The sequence below is a fragment of the Paenibacillus sp. 2TAB23 genome (assembly GCF_052115165.1).
GTDB lineage: Bacteria > Bacillota > Bacilli > Paenibacillales > Paenibacillaceae > Pristimantibacillus.
Genome location: NZ_JBFRGD010000026.1, coordinates 23,952 through 42,976, shown reverse-complemented (window position 1 = coordinate 42,976; position 19,025 = coordinate 23,952). Strand labels below are relative to the sequence as shown.

Below are 19,025 nucleotides of genomic sequence, written 5' to 3'. Positions count from 1 at the left end.
CCGTGAACGTAATGGCTTTGTTGCGTAAGACGATGCTAACTTTTATTATGGGGATTTTTGCTTTGATTATGTTATTTCCAATTATGATTACCTTCTCGAACTCTTTCATGGCAGAAAGCGAGATCGACTATAATTATCATCTGATAGGCAAGATGGTCGACGTTGCAGCAGGTGAGAAAAACGATTTTATTAACTTGAAGCTGATTCCCGACTGGGTATCATTGGATCAATATGCCGAAGTGCTGATTCATAAGCCGCTATTCCTGCATATGTTTTGGAATTCAGTATGTATCGTGCTCCCGATTATTATTGGGCAAGTTGCCATAGCTGCTTTGGCGGCCTTTGCATTTGCAAAGCTTAGGTTCTGGGGTCGGGAAAGGCTGTTTATCGTGTATGTCATGACGATGCTGATGCCGTTCCAAGTGACGCTCGTGCCTAATTATATTATCGCGGACAAATTGGGTCTCATGAACAGCGCTTCTGCCATTATTTTGCCCGGCATATTTGGCGCGTTTGGTGTGTTTATGCTCCGGCAGTTCATGCTTCATATTCCTTACGCTTATGTGGAGGCTGCCAAGATTGACGGCGCTGGTCAACTGCGCATTTTTTATTCCATTATGCTTCCCCTTATTAAACCAGGTATGGCGGCATTGACCGTCCTGCTGTTCGTAGACCATTGGAATATGGTGGAGCAGCCGCTCATTTTTCTAGAGGATGCTTTCAAGCAGCCTTTGTCCCTATATTTGTCTAGAATTAACGAGGGAGCGCGCGGCGTCGCGTTTGCTGCTTCGGCATTGTATATGACGCCTATGATCTTACTGTTTCTATACGCGGAATCCTACTTTATTGAAGGGATTCAAATGTCGGGCATAAAAGGGTAGTCCAATCACGGGGTGATGATAGTGGAAATACATCATAACAATCGCAAGAAAACAGTCGCTCTCGTATCAGGCGTGTTTGCCTTGATTTTGATTGGCTTTACATTATTCAGTCAAACCTTAATGTCATTAACTCTGCCTAAGGTGACTTTGGCCTCTGTGATTCGGGGAGATCTCCACCATGAATATCAAAGTAGCGGTGTATTGAAGTGGAAGGTGGAAAAGGCGTTAAGCAGCAACGCAGGCTGGAAAGTGAAGCAGGTTTCCGTCAAGCAAGGCGATGTCGTTCAAAAGGGACAGGAGCTTATCGCCTATGATGGGAAAGAAATGGAACAGCAGCTCCTAGATGAACAAGACATTCTGTCCAAGCTGAAGCTGACCAAAGATAGCTTGCAGTATGCCGTCATAGAGGCAAAGCAAGGCGAGGATGCAAAAGCGATTAATGACGCTACAAATGCTTATAAGAGCTATGAGATTGATATCGATATCCAGCAGCGCAGAATCCAGAAATTGCAGGATAGCTTGCTGGAGAACGCTAAGCTGGTCGCTCCTTTTGAAGGTGTCGTGACGAAGGTAAGCGCGCTGGAAGGCTTTCCATCTTCGGGTGAGCCGGATATTATCGTAGCGAGTCAAAGCCTTGGCCTGGAATTAGAGCTGCATCTTCCTGATTCCGCCGTCGCTTCATTGAAGGCAGGAGATGAGATGGACGTGCTAGTGAACGAGGAGGAAGTTAGGCAAATCATAGGCCGGGTGGTGACGATTCAGGATGATGAGGCAGGCGTGCTGGGCTATGGGGAGGATGGCGATGACGGGAAAGAAAGAACACCAATGAAAAACCTTCAGATTTCGATTGAGGATCATAGCGTAAAGGAAGGCATGAGCGCAAAGGTTATTTTGACGCAAAGTGTGGAGGATGTGCTTCTCGTCGCTCATTCTGCCATTCACGAAGAAAATGACAAGAAGTATGTGTTTGGCTTGGAGCAGAAGGCAGGGCCTTTAGGCAATGCTTTTTATGTCCGAAAAATGTACATCACAGTCGCGGATAGCAACGAGTCGCAATCTGCCGTTACAGGAGAGCTGTTCGAGGAGGAACAAATCATTATGGAGAGCAGCGAGCCTTTGCAGGAAGGGGAAAAGATTCGCATGCAGCCGTCATAACGATTGCACTCAGCGGCAGTAATGGATAAAGCACAGCCCTTAGGATTCTATGTGATCTTAAGGGCATTTTTGATAAGCGTTTATGGTCCACCCATTCATGTGGTATTATATGGTTTATATTTATGGCTTATATTTATGGTTTAGGCGTTTCATATATCCAATTATCCTTAATTTGCCGGGAGGGAAAGGACCATTGACTGAGCATACCGTAAGTGAATTATCCGAAGTGACCGAGAGTGGTCTGAAGAAGCTCGCAGATATGTTGGTAGCTGTCGTCGATGAAGGTGCTTCTATTGGTTTTTTACCGCCGTTAAGCCACAGAGAAGCAATGGCCTATTGGTCGAATGTGGTGAATGACGATGTCGTGCTGTGGATTGTAGAGCAGAACGGCGAGACTGTTGGGTCCGTACAGCTGCATCTAAGCTCCAAGCAAAATGGCAGGCACCGCGCAGAAATCGCCAAGCTTATGGTTCATCCGAGCGCCCGTCGAAAAGGAATTGGACAATTGCTGATGGCGGCAGCGGAAGCGCGTGCGATTGCCGAAGGCCGCAGTTTGCTCGTGCTGGATACTCGTGCTGAGGATCCTTCCAATCTGCTTTATCGCTCTATTGGCTACATGGAAGCAGGGAGAATCCCTCAATATGCCATGTCGGCAAATGGAGAGCTTCATGATACCGTTTATTATTATAAGCTGTTAAAGCAGCAGCCTAAGCAGGAGGAGGAATAGAATGAGCGGCTTAAATGTGAACCCGTTGCTTCTCCCTATTCCTGAGCACGTGGAGAGCAGTCGTCTGCTCATTCGTGCACCTTTATGGGGAGACGGCGACCAATTAAACAATGCCGTTATTGAAAGCCGAACAGAACTATTGCCTTGGATGCCATGGGCAGAGCATATCCCGACTGTGGAGGATTCCGAGCTCGTCATTAGAAGGGCCAGACTAAAATATTTGGAGCGAACGGATCTTATGCTGCTGCTATTTCTGAAGGATACGGGCCAGTTGATTGGGAGCAGCGGTCTTCATCGGATGGACTGGGAGGCACGAAAGTTTGAAATCGGCTACTGGGTTCGAACCTCATGCAGCGGGATGGGGTATATATCGGAAGCGGTTGAGGCGATAACCGATTTCGCCATACATGAGCTTGCAGCAAACCGAATCGAAATTAGATGCGATGCGCGAAATATGCGAAGCGCGAAGGTTGCGGAGCGTAACGGGTATACACGCGAAGGTATTCTTCGCAAGGAGAAAGCGGCTGTCGACGGCTCTCTCCGGGACACGATGGTTTTTGCAAAGGTTAGGGGATTCGAATTTTAGTCGATCCGTCTACTATGATCGAAGTGTTCTTTCATAATCTTCGAATCTAATTTTGCGAATATGCTTCCGATCGGAGGAGCGGGCGATGATTCCTTCAGACCGACCTCCTGCATCAATGCCGACCTGCGTATGCTCAAATCCCTTCAAATAGGCATAAGTGTCTGCGATCGTCCGTGGAAAGTCCAAGCCAGGTTTCTCTGACAACAGCGGTGCGGCGTCTAATTCCAGGCGCTGCGCAAATCTGGTTTTCTCTTCTTCCTTATAAAAGGGCTGATGGCCATGATCGCGCCATACGGCGATTTTTTCCTGAGGCAGGGCTAAGAGCTGATCCAGCTCAGCTTTGTTTATGGAGAAGACATCAAAAAAACGATAATGCTGTATTTTGCTAGCCGTATAGTTTTTGGCAGCCTTTGTTTTCCCGCCGTACGATTCTTGATAAATGACGGTCAGCGCCCAATCATTGTCCGAGAAGATGCTGTTCAGCACCTTTTCCGCTATCGGTATGAGAAAGTCTGCAATATTTCCGTACGGGTTGCCGATGCGGTCACCCTTTGCATACAAGAGCTCTTCCCTTGATCCAATTAAATAATCGAGTTCCCCTTTGTCCGTTTTGAAAAAAATGATTCTTGCATTCTCTCCGTCAACTTTCTCATACATGTAAACAAGCTCCGATTCATGCAGATGCCCGTTTTCTTCCGTTAACGTCTCAGTCAGCCTTCCTTTCTCGCCAAGGCGATGATAGGTTAGAATACTGGGATACTTGGTTAATGAGTTTAGCTTTTTTATATCCATGGCGTTCAGCTCCTAAGCATATTCCCGTTCAATCCACAATTTATTCTAAACGGCAGTTATGGAACAATTCGTCATAACGGGCACAAGTCCTCTTTAACCTATATAAGTTGAACGAATCAGTACCATTGGGCTGCAGCCGCGATCGGAAGAATAACTTTGGTCACGCAGCGCTTACCGCATACTCATGTTTAGTTCATCTTATATAGAAGAACATGCAAAGGAGATATTTTATGCAAAAGGAAGATTCGCCAAACCTTCACCGCATTATGCGCGAACTGGGCCATGATAAAGTGATTGAGATGCTGACGGAACGCATACCGGCATCGGATCTGAATAGTCTGCTGCTGGAGGTTTTCAGGCAGAAAACGAACCAGACAACGCCAAAGGAATTGTTGAAGAAATACGAAGCCAATCGATTCGTTCACCCAGCAGAAGCCGACACCTTGACACTGAAACAACTAGAGCTCGAAACGCTGCGAATTGCGAGTGAGCAATCCTTTTCCGCCATACAGCTATCGCCTGCCGCTCCTCTCGGTTCCTGCTCGGTAATCGCTACGGTTGACCAGAATAAAGTAATATCGGCATTACGAGGCACGGAGGTCGTTGCCGATGCAACCAATCTGCTGGCGCTGCATGTTGCCCATTTGCTGAAATCGGGAAAAGCGGACAATGAGAGCAGTTTTTTAAGATTCAGCACGACACACAGGCACATTAGAGCACAAAGCCTCAGCAACGCTCCTGGCATGCTGCCGCATTTCCATGTCTTTTGTCTAGTCACCTCGGGCAAGGATAACGGCTCTTATTCCTTTGAGAAACAAGCGTTCTTAGAGCAGGCAAACGTTTATCAGGCCCTTTTCCGCAAGCTGTTCCAGTCCGACATTGCGATTGTACTCTGTGCTCGAGCGGGATATACGGACTCTGATGGGCTCATTGAGCGGATTATGGAGTACGGAAGAGAGCATGGGATAAAGGCAACGCTATCCGTGTCCGCCTCGGAGGAAAGCAATGAATATTACAAGGGGCTTCAATTCACGGTCAAAACGGTCATTAACGGCAATAACTATACGATCGGAGACGGCGGCTTTGTCGATTGGCCCAATCGGCTGCTCAGTCGGCGCAAGGAACGGCTGCTGATTAGCGCTATCGGTTTAGACCGTCTAGTGCCTGAGCTTGCACGCATAAGCTTATAATGGTTAAACTTAATAAATAAACAAGAATAAGTAGGATACTTAAAATAGTGAGCGGTTAGCGGATGAGGAGTGAGTGATGGATGGGGAACAGAACCTTTACACTAAGCGAGGCTAACGAGCTGCTGCCCGAGCTGCTGGCAGCCTTGCGGCAGCTTCAGCAGCTGACGGCGCAATTTGAAGATAAATACTTGGACTATCAGAAGGAAAGGGCGGCTTTAGAGCATGCCTCAGCTTCCAGCCATGGCAGCAGGGACCCTTTTTTTGAGCAGGAAAGCCAGCTGGAATTTATGAAAATGGAGGCAGACCTGCTCATTGAAAACTTTGCCCGCAAAGGGGTACAGCTGAAAATGATCAATCCCGGCTTGATGGATTTCCCATCAGTACTGGACGGGGAGGACATCCTCATATGCTGGAAAGAGGGCGAAGAGCGGGTCAGCCATTACCATGGCCTGCATGACGGCTTTGCGGGCAGGAAGCCTTACCCGGCGGAATAAAGTTCATTCAATTACATGAAGCAAGAAGAGCTTGAGTCCCGAAGATGCAGCCAGCGGGACTCTTTGCTGTAGCGGCAATTCGTTTGAAGAAGAGAGAGGAAGCATGCGATGTCAGGCGTTATTTCAAAGGCGATACAGCTGCTTGACCTTCTGCTGCCGCAAGGGAAGGAGAAGGAATTAAGCATTACCGAAATGAGCAGGGAGCTGGGAATGCCTGTGCAAAGCGTGCATCGCATATTGGGCTCCTTAATGGAGCATGGGTTTGTCGCTCAGAATGCGAGAACGAAGAAGTACAAGCTAGGCCTGTCTATCATGAAGTACGGCTTCCTCATGTGGGACAGCCTCATGCTGCGCACGGTAGCGAGGCCGTTCATGGAGGAGCTTTCCCAGAAGACGAAGGAAACGGTTTATTTGGCAACGAGGGAAAACGCGGAAGGAGTCTATATCGATTCAGTAGATTCTCCGCAAATACTCAAAATATCCGAGCCGATTGGGCTAAAGCTCCCATTGTTTATTGGAGCCTCGAATCGCGTTATCCTTGCCTATCTGCCTAGGAAAGCGCAGGAATCCGTTCTCGATGAGGTGGACTGGGAAAGCGTTCCATCCCTTAAGCCATTGACAAAAGCCTATATCGAGGAAGAAATTTCAACGATTCATAGACAAGGCTATGCCGTTACCGAAGGCGAAGCAACGGAAGGCACGACCGGCATAGCCGCTCCCATATTTTCATATGAGAATCGGGTCATTGGCTCCTTGAACGCAGCCGGACCAACGCTTCGTTTCACGGAGGAAACCATACGGAAATACAGTCTGCTCGTGAAAAAATACGCAGATGCCATATCGGACGAGCTGGGCTATCGTCACAGGCCTAATAAATAGTTTTTGTGCTAGGTATCCCACTATGTGGGAAACTAATATTAACCATATCGGATATTGGAATTATAATTAGCTTCAATAAGCGTCGTAGACGCACGTTGAAGGAGCATGATCCGATGAATATCGTAGCATTTAAACATTTCGATTTTGATGATGAGGAAGCATTTCGTACGTGGGCTAATCGGAAGGGGCATCATCTAATGATGCGTGAGCCTTCCCTTGGCGTCGATGCGGACTGGATGGATGGGCTTGATCTGCTGATTATATGCGGAGGTCCGATGAGTGTATACGAAGAGGAACGTTATCCATGGCTCGTTCAAGAAAAACAGTTCGTGAAGCATGCGATTCAATTAGGCAAGAAGGTGCTCGGTATCTGTTTTGGCGCCCAGATGATAGCTGAGCTGCTTGGCAGCCCCGTGTACAGGAACGAACATAAGGAAATAGGCTGGCATCCTGTTAATCGGACAAGCGGGGAGCACCCGTGGCTGTCTGGATTGAATGAGACCTTCCTTTCCTTCCAGTGGCATGGCGATACGTTCGAGCTTCCGAAGGATACGCGGCTGCTCGCCTACTCGGCTGCTTGCAGGGTGCAGGCATTCGCATACCTGGACCATGTGCTCGCACTGCAGTTTCATTTGGAAACGACGCCGGCGTGTATGGAAGCCATGTTCGCGAATTGGTCTGCCGAGCTTGTCCCGGCGCCTTATATTCAATCCGCTGAGCAGATTCGTCTGCGCTATGAGCAGAGCAAGCACTCTCATGATGCGCTGCACCGCATATTGGATCAGATAAGCCTGAGCTGAGAATGAGCAAGAAAAATGAAGGGAACGATGTGATATGAAACGCAATCGCCTTGGAACATCAGAGCTTTATGTGAGCGAGATCGGTCTGGGCTGTATGTCCCTTGGCCGCGAGAAGAATAAAGCCATTTCGCTTATTCATAAAGCGATAGATAATGGCGTTAACTTCCTCGATACGGCCGATCTTTATGATGAAGGGTTGAACGAAGAAATCGTTGGCGAAGCTGTTCGGGGCAGGCGCTCAGACGTCATTATTGCGACAAAGGTAGGGAACAGATGGGAGCCGGGAAAGGAAGGCTGGTCATGGGACCCTTCTAAGTCGTATATCAAGTCGGCTGTAAAAGAAAGTTTGCGGAGACTCCAAACGGAATATATTGATCTCTATCAGCTTCATGGAGGCACGCTGGACGATCCGATATCGGAGACCATCGAGGCTTTCGAGGAGCTGAAGCAGGAAGGTCTTATTCGTTATTATGGCATTTCTTCCATACGTCCTAATGTCATTAGGGAATATGCGGATCGCGCGAATATCGTCAGCGTCATGAGCCAATACAGCATTCTGGATCGAAGACCAGAGGAGCAGGTGCTTCCGCTTCTTGCCCAGAAGAAGGTCAGCTTAATAGCGCGGGGGCCAGTTGCGAAAGGGATACTGACCGGTGCTGGCGCAGAGAAGGCAAAGAAGGGTTATTTGAGCTATGGCAAGGATGAGCTGACAGCACTGCATGCTTCCTTGCTCGAAGCAATCGATCCGTCTCGCGATATCGCGCATGCGGCGATTAGATATGCGTTAGCCGATCCGGCGGTTGCGACAGTGATTCCCGGCGCAAGCTCGGCTGAGCAGCTGATTCATAACATCGCTGCTGGTGCTGAGGCCGCGCTGACGCCGGAGGAAAGGACGGCCATTCGCAGCTTAAGCGAGGCAAACCGCTATGAGCAGCACCGCTAAAGCAGCTCCATCTTGCAGACAAAGCCTATACCGATTCAGCTCTCTATGCTATTCTAAGGGAGGAAGGTTTGACTTTAACAACTGTATGCAATAAAATTACAGTATCCTTCTTGAGAGGGAGTTGCAACGATGAATAGTGAATTTACGGTAGCGGTTCACAGCTTGGTGCTGTTAGCCTATTTGCCTGATCATATGGCTAGCAGCGAGACAATAGCAAGAAACGTGTCGACGAATCCAACGCGGATTCGGAAAATAATGAGTACGCTGCGAAAGCAAGGGTTCGTCACAACGAAGGAAGGTATCGGCGGGGGCTATATTCTGAATTGCGAGCCGAGCGGAGTGACGCTTGCCCAGATCTACAGAGCGATTTCCGGAGGAACGCTGAAGCCGCATTGGTGCTCAGGCAATCCAGATGAGGATTGTTTGGTTTCCGCGAATATTCAAGGTGTGATGGATCATTTCTTTTATGAGGCTGAACAGCATTATGTGGCTTATCTGGAGCAAAATACGCTGCAGACCGCGCTCGACAAAATCCGCAAATGCCAGCTTCAACAAAAGAATCAGCAGATGTAATCACTCATGAAGAGGCTGGTTACAACAGCGGCGGTAACGTTGCGGCATGCCGCGCTTTACCGCTTGTTGGGCGGGCCTTTTTCATATGATATATGTATGAAATATTCATACAGTTGATTGGATATACGTCAGTCTGCATGGAAGCAGCAACTACAATGAAAAGGGTGAATGTCATGTCAGATCATATCATAACCAATTCTTCTTTTAATATCCCGCTATCGGTTCTAGATGTATCGCCAATCGTTGAAGGTGGATCTGTGTCGGAATCTCTCAGCAATACGTTAGACCTGGCGCAGCATGCGGAGCAGTGGGGCTACAACCGCTATTGGCTTGCCGAGCATCATAATGCGCCAAGCATCGCAAGCTCCGCCACGTCTATCGTTATCGGGCATGTCGCGGCAGGGACCTCCAAGATCCGCGTAGGGTCAGGAGGCATCATGCTGCCTAACCATGCTCCGCTCGTTATAGCCGAGCAATTCGGTACGCTCGAATCTTTGTTTCCAGGACGGATTGATCTAGGGCTTGGTCGTGCCCCAGGCACTGACGGGTTGACAGCAACCGCGCTTCGCGGCAACAGAGGCGGCAATGGGCATGATTTTCCCGAGAAGCTCGCTGAGCTTCGCGCTTTCCTAGATCCAACCCGCACCGAGCTCGGCATGCCGGTTCGCGCCATCCCGGGTGAAGGACTGGATATTCCAATTTGGCTGCTTGGGTCCAGCGATTTCAGTGCGATGCTTGCCGCGGAGCTTGGTCTTCCTTTTGCCTTTGCCGGCCATTTCTCCCCAACCTTTACCGTGCCTGCAATGAATCTTTACCGAAGCAGCTTCAAGCCGTCCGAGGTGCTTGACAAGCCTAAGGGCATGGTTGCTGTCAACGTCGTTGCGGCGGATTCGGACGAGGAGGCTGCCTATTTGGCTACATCCATGCAGCAGCTGTTCCTGTCCTTTATCCGCAATACGCGCGGGGCTCTTCCTGCTCCCGTACGGGACATGGATACGGTGTGGACGCCGCAGGAAAAGATAGCTTTGCAGCAGCAGCTCGGTTCCTCCATTGTCGGCGGTCCAGACACGGTACGAAGCAAGCTGAAACAATATATTGAAGCGACGAAAGCCGACGAGATTATGGTTGCGGCCCATATTTTTGACCATAAGGCGCGCTTGCGCTCCTATGAGATTATAGCGGGACTTTAATACGCAGCAGGATGAATGCAGCTTAATGAACGAGAGAGGGCAGCCTCCCAAGGTCAATTGACCTTGGGAGGCTGCCCTTTGCCATGTAAATGACGACGCTAGCAACAGCTATTCCATCGGTGGCCGAAGGCCTTTTCGCAGCTCGCGAATCGTGAGGCCGAAGTCCATCTGGAGATGCGGATAGTCCGGGAAGTTGTCCCAATCTCCGCCCCAAGCAAAGCCCAGTCGCTTGGCAATCGCAACGACCTCCATCCAGTCGGCTTTCCCATTTTTGTTGCCGTCATATTTCATATCCCATACGACCTCGCCTTGTTTGGTACGCAGGGCGAAATCGATGGCGAGGCCATAATTATGGTAAGAGTGCCCGCCTTGAACCTGCGTTACGACATTGCCTTCCGCAGTGCGTCCTTTTGCATATATGGCATCCTGCTCTTCGCTGGAGCGGAATCCATCCGTAATGAGGATGGTGATGCCGGCTTTGCTCGTTTCGGCTATCAGCTCGGTCTGCTTAGCGAATACGATGGGATGCAGCTCCGTTACGGGAGGGACGGGTGTTTGATCGATATAAGGCGCAGCGGGTTCGAACGTGAGTATCGCTTTCCATAATAATGCGGCTGTAATGGCCAAAATGATGAACAGAAGCAATCGATTTCGCTTGCGTCTATTTTTGGCTGCGAGGTCTAGCTGAGCCCGCCCGACAGGCAGCGGTTGGTGAGAGAACTGATTGCGTTCGAGCATGTACGATCTCCTTAAGCTTGATATCCGTTCATCTTATCATATTGAAGTAGGCGATGCCCTAGTCCGAGGTAGGGGATTCATGCAGCGTATTGACAAATTATCAGTTTAGATCTAAACTGATAACAAGAAGCAGCGCAGGAGGTGGTTATATGAATCAAGAGGATTCGGAAGCATCGTTATCGAAGCGCGATGAGCGTTTAGGCTTATTGATATGGTTTCGCTTATCGCGGGTTTATAACCATAGCTTGCGGGAAACGCATCAGCACTTGAAGAAATGGGGCCTTACTGCCGCGCAATTCGATATGCTGGCCCAGGTTGGAGCACATGACCGCCTTACCCAGCAGCAGCTGGCGGATAAGCTGTTCGTCACCAAAGGTAATATTACGCAGCTGCTTGGCAAGCTGGAGGAGCTAGGCTTCATCGAACGCGAGCAGGAATGGAAGACCAAATATGTGTCGCTCACCGAGAAGGGCAAAGCGCTGTTTGACGATGTCGTTCCGGTGCAGGAGCAGTTCCAAGCCTCGCAGTACAATGTGCTGAGCCGGGATGAGAAGAAGCAGCTGCTTGAGCTGCTTAAGAAAATACAGCATGAATAATAAACGTTATAAATGAAACGCTCATGATTGATAAAACCATTAGGAGGTTGTTCATATGCAACTCAAAGGTATTCACCACGTATCCGCCATTACAGGCACAGCTTCTGGCAATTTCGAATTTTATACGCAGCTGTTAGGCCTTCGTTTGGTGAAAAAAACAGTTAACCAAGACGAAACTTCGGTATACCATTTGTTTTATGGAGATGAGAAAGGAAACCCAGGCACGGAGCTCACTTTTTTCGAGTTCCCGATGACGGCGCAAAACCGGGCAGGTACAAGCAGCATTTCGTCGCTGTCTCTGCGGGTAGCTAACGATGCGGCGATCGCATATTGGAAAGCGCGCTTCGAACAGCATAACGTGGATCACGACGACATCGTGGACAGGGCTGGCCGCCAGACGATCGCGTTCCGTGATTTTGAAGGACAACGGCTCGTACTCGTTTCCGATGAGCATAATGCTGGCGTGAAAGGCGGAATTCCTTGGGAGAAAAGCCCAGTGCCAGCCGAGTTCGGCATTCTAGGGCTGGGTCCCGTACAGCTTACGGTGAAAAACCCGGAGCCGACCGTTCTCGTCCTCACTCAGCTTATGGGCTTCACGGAAAAAGGCAGGTACCCGTCGACAATCGCGGGCCAGCCGGATATCGTCGTATTCGAGACCGGCGAGGGAGGCAGCGGCGCCGAGGTCCATATCGAGGAAAGAAATGATCTGCCGCGCGAGCAACAGGGGTATGGCGGCGTGCATCACGTGGCCTTCCGCGTAGACAACGATGAGGAGCTGCGTGAATGGATCGAGCATATTCGCGGAGTACGAATCCCGAATTCCGGCTTCGTCGACCGCTTCTACTTCCGCTCGCTTTACTTCCGCGAGCCTAACGGCATATTGTTCGAGCTGGCTACCGACGGTCCGGGCTTCGATACCGATGAGGATATCAACCATTTGGGCGAATCGCTGGCGCTTCCGCCATTCCTTGAGCCGCAGCGTGCGCAAATCGAATCCAGATTGAAACCGCTCCAAACCAAAGCAGACGCTTAACGCGCCCAGATCGGCTTTTTATAAAAAGGCGGCCATTCCTGATCATTAAGGGATGGCCGTCTTTTCTAGAAATATAAGAATTTATATGTTCTCACATCAAAATGTGCTTATCTATCTCCGCGAAACGACTGCTTTTGCCACAGAGGGCGGCGATAGCCGTTTACGTTTGAAATATTGGAAAGTATATTCTAAGGCGATACATTCTCTATATTTCTCGGAATGAAACGCGCCGCGCCGCCAAAGGACGGCGACAGCCGTTTCACCTTGACGTATAGGAAAGGATATGAGTTTGCTCATCCTTTCTCTATACATTTCGTCGAATCGATGGCGTCTAAAGAATGGACGCCGTCAGGCGTTGCTTCTTACATTCTACCAATAATTGAGCAATGAGTATTCATAGAAAGTTTGATATGCTTCGAGGATTAATCTCTTTAGGAGGGACCCTATGAAGCAACTTTTTAATAGATGGTATGTGACTGCTAGTGTTTTACTGGGACTGCTTGCCGCTTCCATACATACGGTTCATGCTGAAACCAAGCTGCCTTTCAACGATATATCCGGGAGCTATGCCAAGCAGGAAATTATAGATTTGTATCAGAAAAAAAAAATAACGGGCACTTCCGAAACCAGCTTCTCTCCGGCAGCATCCATTACGAGAGCGGAGTTCATTACCGTGCTTGATCGGCTGCTTGGACTTGAGCCGGCAGCAAGCAAGGTCATGCCATTCTCGGATGTAGCAGCGAAGGCTTGGCATTATGGTTGGATTCAAGCCGCGGTTCAGCTGGGCTTGGCAGATGGCGTGAGCGCCAGCCGCTTTGCTCCGGACAAGCCGGTAACGCGTCAGGAGGCGGCTCTGTTGCTCGCACGGGCACTGAAGAAGCAAACAGGCGGTACGGGAGCAAGGACAAGCTTTGCAGACGATGGACTCATAGCGTCATGGGCCAAATCCTCTGCAGCTGCGGTGCAGAGCCTCGGTCTTATGCAAGGCGATAGCAACGTTTATTTCCGTCCGCTCGATCCGATTACAAGGCAGGAAACGGTTGTTATGGTGCACCGTGTGCTCCAGAATGAGAAATGGGCAGCCATGTTGGCAGCCAAACCTGAAGAGACGATCAAACTCGGCTGGCAATACGGCCAAACGACGAAGCAATATCAGAGCAATGTTCTCGCTTCAAACGTGAATACGCTGTCGCCCCGATGGTTTTTTGCAAAAGCTTCCGGAGAGATAACGGATGTCTCGGATCCTTCCCTTGCTGCTTGGGCTAAAAAATACAATAAGAAAATTTGGCCAATGGTTGGCAACCGCTCCGATCAAGCGGCAACGCATAAGCTGCTGTCGAGTGCGAGCTTACGCAGCGGACTTGTGACCAAGCTAGCCGGTTATGCTGCAAAATACGAGCTAGATGGACTCAACCTCGATTTTGAAAATGTAGCTCCGCAGGATCGTGCCGCGTTAACCGCATTCGTCACGGAGCTTGCGAAAAAGCTGAAGTCGATGAACGTCACGCTTTCCATGGATGTATCGCCTGACCGCGGGACGGACTGGACGGATGCGTTTGATTTCGCCGCGCTTGGCAAGCAGGCGGACTACATGGTGCTCATGGGCTATGACGAGCACTGGGGAGCGGGTTCTGGTGCAGGGCCGAATGCTTCGCTTGGCTTTGACAAAGAGGGCATTGCCAAGCTGATTAAAGCGGTTCCCAGCTCTAAGGTTATCTTAGCGCTTCCGTTCTACAATCGTGATTGGGATTTGAGAAAGGACGGCTCGGTGGAATCGACCGCGTTTATTACGCTGAATGAACAGAATGCCATTTTGAGCAAATATGCGATCAAACCAAAGTGGGACGAGCAATCGGGCCAGTATACCGCGACCTATTTGAAAGCTGGCGTAAAGCATGAAATATGGGTAGAAGATGGCCGTTCCCTTACGGCAAAATACAAGCTAGCGGCAGAAGCGGGTTTGGCGGGGCTGGCTTATTGGTACATCGGAGGGGAGAGCCCTGACATTTGGGCCAGCATGCGTAACGCCGACCGTTTTCTGGGCTATCGATTCGAATGACGGCAGAGCTGTGCTGGTGTCGGCATTATAGGTGATCTACCAGCTGAATGACAACGAAAACGAGATTCGTATTTTCCGAACTGGCAATTGCGCGGCATGAATAGGTAGAATAAATAGGAAGAGAGCGTGATAGATTAATTTCGATTCAAGAAGGTGAGAGAATCCGTTTATGAGAAAGCTTTCGGCATTATTACTAGCATTGGCGTTGTTGTTTTCATTCGTGTCGCCGACTCAAGCTGAAGGCAAAGCCCTTTCCGTTTGGATAGGGGACGAGCAGGTGCAGCTTGGCAGCCTACAGCCGATTATGGAGAAAGGGACTACGCTCGTACCGGCGAAGCTTGTGCTGCAGAAGCTGAACTTCCAAGTCGCGTGGGACCAGAAGAGCAAGACCATTACGGGCAAAAAGGACGGTCTGGTCCTTTTATTCCAAGTTGATCAGCTAGGGGCGACGGTTAACGATACACAGCAAGAGCTGCTCGCGGCGCCTAAGATCGTGAAGGGTACTGCTTACATTCCGCTTCGGACCGTAAGCGAAGCCGCTGGCTATGAGATTATCTGGAACAAGGAACAGCGGACCATTACCCTCCAGGTCAGAGAGCCGAGTCAAGGCTTCCTATGGAAGGTAGAGAAAGCAGGCAATACCGTTTATTTGCTAGGCTCGATACATATTGCGAATAAAGCGATGTATCCATTACGTCCAGAAATCCAGAAAGCGTATGACTTATCCGATTATTTGGTGGTAGAGGCTGATATTACCCAAATGAATAATGAGGAAGTACAGAAGCTAGTCCTCGATCTAAGCGTCTACAAGGATCAAACGACGCTCAAGGATCATATATCTGCAGATGCGTACAAGAAGCTTGGCGAGATTCTAAAGGAGAACGGGCTTGAGGCGAATGCGCTCGATACCTATAAGCCATGGAGCGTATCCTCGTCGATTGATTATCTGTCATCCTCCCATTCCGGCTATGATGCAGGGATTGGCATTGACGCTCATTTCCTTGAACAATCGATCACAAGCAAAAAACCGATATTGGAGCTCGAATCGATCGAATATCAGCTGCAAATGTTCGATAGGTTCTCCGATAAGCTGCAGGAGGAGATGCTCGCTGCCTCCATTGCGAATTATTATACGGAGGATTCCGGCATTGACGACCTCACAGAGATGTGGGCGACGGGCAATGAGGAGCAGTTGCTGAAGCTGACGGAATCAACGTCCTCGAATGAGGAGCTGAATAAAGCGCTCCTCACGGACCGCAATGCGCCGATGGTTGATAAAATAACCGGTTATTTGAACGAGAGTGCAAGTAAAAGCTACTTTGTCGTTGTAGGCGCTGCCCATATGCTGGGCGAGAACGGTATCGTTCCGCTGCTGGAGAAGAAGGGGTTTACGGTTACGCGGCAATAGAAACAAGACGAGAATAAGAGGAAGGCAGTCTCCAGGTAGGGAGGCTGCCTTCTTTCTTTCATTCCTTCATTCCTTCATTCATTCATTCATTCATTCGTTCGTTGGTCCTAACGTTGGTCCTATCGTTGGTTCGTACAGGCGAAACTAATGGCTGGCCGCAGCTTCTTTCTGTTGCTTGAGCTTAAGCTCCACAAGCAGCGCGTGAAGCTGCTCGGTTGCAAGACCGTGCAGGACAAGCCGGAAGCCCGCCTTGAGCGTCGTGAGCGGCACCATGGGGTGCTTATTGTTTATGAGGGCCAGCCGGTCGTTGCTTCCGATGATTTTGGATGCGAGTATGCCGATAGTCTCGTCAAGCTGCAGCGAGTTGGTAGCACGCCAGAAATCATTGTCCGTTAGGAACAGCTGGTAGACAGGTGTGAAGCATTCGATTGCAGTCGTTAAATCCATGAAGTTCGTCCAACGCCTCGGCATTTGTTCAATCGGAATGCGCGAGGAGGTAATCGCGTTGAAATTGAGCTGCTTCTGCGCCGTCACTTCCATTCCTTTCTCACGCAGCTCTCGGTTAAGGTTAATGACGAAATTGTATAGATTCAGGTCATGAATGAGAAAGAGATCATCCTTCACGGGCTCAAGCTTGGTCGGCTTGAGCGGATTCATCTCAATGTGGACGCCAGGTACGTTGTCGCGGATGAAGCCGAGCACCTCGGAGCCAAGATAGAAATGGCGCAGGATCATAAAGTTGGCGCTCGGGCTCACGAATGTTTTCATGCCGAAATGCAGCACGCGATGCAGCAGTCGGGATGAGGTGAGCGCTTTGGGCACGATGATTTTGTAGAGCTGCAGCACGATAATCATCAATCTTGCGAAGGGACGTAGAACAGGCAGCAGAAACTGCCTGGACCTGCTGGAGCAGTCCTTCAGGTAAGCGGCCTTTGCCTCCTCGTTGAACGGAATGCTCTGATCCATGTATATGGCGAGAAATGGATTGGGATCATTTTTGTCATGCGGCATGTTTTTGAAATAATCGGCGTCACTCATACATTGCCCAGCTCCTCTAATTGCAGCAGGTACAGCCGGGCCGTTGTTTTGGCTGTTTTCACGATACGCGCCGCAATATCTGCGGTCAGCAACGGATGCTGAACGACCGTTTCCAGCCGCTCGAAATGCTTCTCGTCGGAATCGCTATGATAGAGCAGGAAGGAGACCTCATCATCGCCGAGACCAAGCTGATCGCGAATCATTTCGCCCCAGTAGCGGGCCATCCGGCAGCCAAGACCCTCGATAATCCACATCGCGCCAATGAGATCGATGGGATTCTCGCGGCTTGCGCGTTGGAATAGATAGGCAGACAACGCTTCACTCCCAATATTTTTCTCTCCGGCTTGAATGGTGCTTAAATCGCCGCCGACCGCTACATAGTTGCGTTCAAGTATTTGAAAGTCGCGATGCTCGTCGCGCGCATGGGCAATGAACGTGGAGCGAAGATCAATATGCTCAATTGCGATATAGGAGGCAGCGCGGGCTATCCACTGGGAGCCGTCGATGACCTGCTGGCGAATGTTCTCCATAAGCGCCTTATAATCGTCTAGCGTAAATTTTTGATTATACAGCTTCTGGATAACCGGTACATGGGCGAGCTTCTGCTCGAAATCGATCCATACCTGCACAAGCTGTCTCACCAGATGGGCTTGCACATCGTCCGCTTCATTATATTCGAGATGCGGAGCCTCGGGCTCGCGTTCTTCAAACGCTGCAGCGCTTTCGCTTGAAGAGCCGACCACGGTCAGCAGCATATAGGAGGTTTGGAACCTGCCGCTCTCGGGAACCATGCAGAGCACCTGCTCGCCTGGCTTCAGATGTCCCTCGTTCAGCAGCTCCTCCAGCATAATGTAGATGGATGCCGCGCCTGTGTTGCCTTTTGTGTACAGATTCGTGAACCACTTCTCCTCGGGTATCGTAAGCCCGCCTAGCTGGAGCAGCCTGAATATCTCTTCACGGAAAAAATGCGAGGAATAATGGCAGACCATCCAGTCGATGGCTGCTGGATCAATCTTTCCTTCATCCACGAGCTCGAAGAAGCGGTTCACGCCGACCTTAGGCATTTCGTTCACGAGACGGATATCCTGCTTGAGATTGACGGCACCGTCGCTTGCAGCATCATGAACGGAAGGGTAGTCGAGCCAGCTTGCATGCTCGGCATGCTCTTTGTTCGCGCCGGCGTACATGCAGACATCATATAGATTCGCATAGGATTTGTTATCGATCCATTCAATACGCAGCGATAAGCCGCTCGCGGCCGGCTGATGCTGGAGGACAGCGGCCCCAGCCCCGTCGGATAGCATGAAGCGAAGGAAGTCGGTGTCGAACGGTACTGGGCGGTCAATAAGCCCTTCCTGGGCCTCAAACCGCGTATGCTTGAACACACGACTTGGGAATTCGCTGGCGCAGGAGATCGCGGTTTGCTGCTCGCCAGATTGTACATGCAGAAAGGCGTTTTTCATCGCCTGCATGCCGCTTGCGCATACGCCGTGATGCGTGGCTACCTCCATAACGGGCAGCCCAATCTCAGCATGCACCATGCTGGCAAAGCCGGGTACCAGCAGGTCGCCTTGCGTCGTCCCGACTGCAAGGAAATCGACTTTGCCGCCAAGCTCAGCTTTGTTTCGCGCGAGGGCGTCGTTAATGGCAAGGCTCGCCATTTCCGCATTGGAATAGAGGCTTTTCTGCTCTTTGTTTAATGCGTAGTGGCGATAATGAATTTTATTCTGCTCGAGAATACGGCGTTTAGACTTGGAGCTTTTGCCGTTTATTTGACCGAGGTAATCTTCAATCTCATCGTTGCCGACCGGATCGCCAGGGAGGAACTTTCCGATGCTGGTCATGTAAACAGGGTTCATAAGGCACCTCCGAAAAATGATGAATTTATATCTCTTATGATCGTTAATCCACCCATATAGGCCTAGTACTAACTTTATTTGGTA

The 19,025-nt window shown here is 50.0% G+C and carries 19 protein-coding genes; 15 read left to right on the top strand and 4 right to left on the bottom strand.

The genetic code is table 11. The features are described 5' to 3' along the window. The first annotated feature begins 11 nt into the window (after nucleotides 1-11). The 4 genes from AB4Z29_RS27335 (at nucleotide 12) to AB4Z29_RS27320 (ending at nucleotide 3,349) form a co-directional block, all read left to right on the top strand. Entirely contained in the window at nucleotides 12-881 is an 870-nt protein-coding gene (locus tag AB4Z29_RS27335) for a carbohydrate ABC transporter permease (protein ID WP_441946136.1), read from the top strand. Nucleotides 882-902: 21 nt separating this feature from the next. Further along, nucleotides 903-2,036, top strand: a complete 1,134-nt coding sequence (locus tag AB4Z29_RS27330; RefSeq protein ID WP_441946135.1) for an efflux RND transporter periplasmic adaptor subunit — start codon at nucleotides 903-905, stop codon at nucleotides 2,034-2,036. 259 nt (nucleotides 2,037-2,295) lie between these two features. After that, entirely contained in the window at nucleotides 2,296-2,763 is a 468-nt protein-coding gene (locus tag AB4Z29_RS27325; protein WP_441946176.1) for a GNAT family N-acetyltransferase, read from the top strand. A gap of 1 nt (nucleotide 2,764) precedes the next feature. Continuing rightward, nucleotides 2,765-3,349 (top strand): GNAT family N-acetyltransferase, encoded by a 585-nt coding sequence (locus AB4Z29_RS27320; protein ID WP_441946134.1) that lies wholly within the window; start codon nucleotides 2,765-2,767, stop codon nucleotides 3,347-3,349. 12 nt (nucleotides 3,350-3,361) lie between these two features. Here the strand turns inward: AB4Z29_RS27320 and AB4Z29_RS27315 are convergent, their stop codons facing one another. Next, a complete protein-coding gene (locus AB4Z29_RS27315) occupies nucleotides 3,362-4,141 on the bottom strand; it encodes an RNA ligase family protein (RefSeq protein WP_441946133.1) in 780 nt (259 codons plus the stop codon). 230 nt (nucleotides 4,142-4,371) lie between these two features. Between AB4Z29_RS27315 and AB4Z29_RS27310 the strand changes: the two genes are divergently transcribed. From AB4Z29_RS27310 to AB4Z29_RS27280, 7 genes are all read left to right on the top strand, one after another. Beyond that, nucleotides 4,372-5,331: a hypothetical protein gene (locus tag AB4Z29_RS27310; RefSeq protein WP_441946132.1), complete on the top strand. Its 960-nt coding sequence runs from the start codon at nucleotides 4,372-4,374 to the stop codon at nucleotides 5,329-5,331. Between the two features lie 80 nt (nucleotides 5,332-5,411). Further along, a complete protein-coding gene (locus AB4Z29_RS27305) occupies nucleotides 5,412-5,825 on the top strand; it encodes a DUF2203 domain-containing protein (RefSeq protein ID WP_441946131.1) in 414 nt (137 codons plus the stop codon). Nucleotides 5,826-5,933: 108 nt separating this feature from the next. Further along, nucleotides 5,934-6,704, top strand: a complete 771-nt coding sequence (locus AB4Z29_RS27300; protein ID WP_441946130.1) for an IclR family transcriptional regulator — start codon at nucleotides 5,934-5,936, stop codon at nucleotides 6,702-6,704. Between the two features lie 113 nt (nucleotides 6,705-6,817). Next, nucleotides 6,818-7,504 (top strand): type 1 glutamine amidotransferase, encoded by a 687-nt coding sequence (locus AB4Z29_RS27295; protein WP_441946129.1) that lies wholly within the window; start codon nucleotides 6,818-6,820, stop codon nucleotides 7,502-7,504. A gap of 34 nt (nucleotides 7,505-7,538) precedes the next feature. Further along, entirely contained in the window at nucleotides 7,539-8,447 is a 909-nt protein-coding gene (locus AB4Z29_RS27290) for an aldo/keto reductase (protein ID WP_441946128.1), read from the top strand. Between the two features lie 129 nt (nucleotides 8,448-8,576). Further along, the gene (locus AB4Z29_RS27285) at nucleotides 8,577-9,020 is read left to right on the top strand and encodes an Rrf2 family transcriptional regulator (RefSeq protein ID WP_441946127.1); all 444 of its coding nucleotides are present in this window, start codon (nucleotides 8,577-8,579) and stop codon (nucleotides 9,018-9,020) included. Nucleotides 9,021-9,193: 173 nt separating this feature from the next. Next, nucleotides 9,194-10,210 carry an LLM class flavin-dependent oxidoreductase gene (locus AB4Z29_RS27280; RefSeq protein WP_441946126.1) on the top strand — a complete coding sequence of 339 codons (1,017 nt, stop codon included), beginning with the start codon at nucleotides 9,194-9,196 and terminating at the stop codon, nucleotides 10,208-10,210. A 108-nt stretch (nucleotides 10,211-10,318) separates the two neighbouring features. Here the strand turns inward: AB4Z29_RS27280 and AB4Z29_RS27275 are convergent, their stop codons facing one another. Further along, complete coding sequence (locus AB4Z29_RS27275; protein WP_441946125.1) at nucleotides 10,319-10,948, bottom strand: M15 family metallopeptidase; 630 nt, start codon at nucleotides 10,946-10,948, stop codon at nucleotides 10,319-10,321. A gap of 149 nt (nucleotides 10,949-11,097) precedes the next feature. Between AB4Z29_RS27275 and AB4Z29_RS27270 the strand changes: the two genes are divergently transcribed. The 4 genes from AB4Z29_RS27270 (at nucleotide 11,098) to AB4Z29_RS27255 (ending at nucleotide 16,044) form a co-directional block, all read left to right on the top strand. Continuing rightward, entirely contained in the window at nucleotides 11,098-11,544 is a 447-nt protein-coding gene (locus tag AB4Z29_RS27270; RefSeq protein WP_441946124.1) for a MarR family winged helix-turn-helix transcriptional regulator, read from the top strand. A 55-nt stretch (nucleotides 11,545-11,599) separates the two neighbouring features. After that, nucleotides 11,600-12,577, top strand: coding sequence for a ring-cleaving dioxygenase (locus AB4Z29_RS27265; protein WP_441946123.1), 978 nt, complete (start codon nucleotides 11,600-11,602; stop codon nucleotides 12,575-12,577). 445 nt (nucleotides 12,578-13,022) lie between these two features. After that, a complete protein-coding gene (locus AB4Z29_RS27260; protein WP_441946122.1) occupies nucleotides 13,023-14,636 on the top strand; it encodes an S-layer homology domain-containing protein in 1,614 nt (537 codons plus the stop codon). A 169-nt stretch (nucleotides 14,637-14,805) separates the two neighbouring features. After that, nucleotides 14,806-16,044, top strand: a complete 1,239-nt coding sequence (locus AB4Z29_RS27255) for a TraB/GumN family protein (RefSeq protein ID WP_441946121.1) — start codon at nucleotides 14,806-14,808, stop codon at nucleotides 16,042-16,044. Nucleotides 16,045-16,188: 144 nt separating this feature from the next. Here AB4Z29_RS27255 and AB4Z29_RS27250 read toward each other — a convergent pair whose 3' ends face one another. Next, the gene (locus AB4Z29_RS27250; protein WP_441946120.1) at nucleotides 16,189-17,082 is read right to left on the bottom strand and encodes a DUF6999 family protein; all 894 of its coding nucleotides are present in this window, start codon (nucleotides 17,080-17,082) and stop codon (nucleotides 16,189-16,191) included. Beyond that, nucleotides 17,079-18,941, bottom strand: coding sequence for a 3-oxoacyl-[acyl-carrier-protein] synthase III C-terminal domain-containing protein (locus tag AB4Z29_RS27245; RefSeq protein ID WP_441946119.1), 1,863 nt, complete (start codon nucleotides 18,939-18,941; stop codon nucleotides 17,079-17,081). Before AB4Z29_RS27245 ends, AB4Z29_RS27250 begins: the two co-directional genes overlap by 4 nt. Nucleotides 18,942-19,025: the final 84 nt, after the last annotated feature.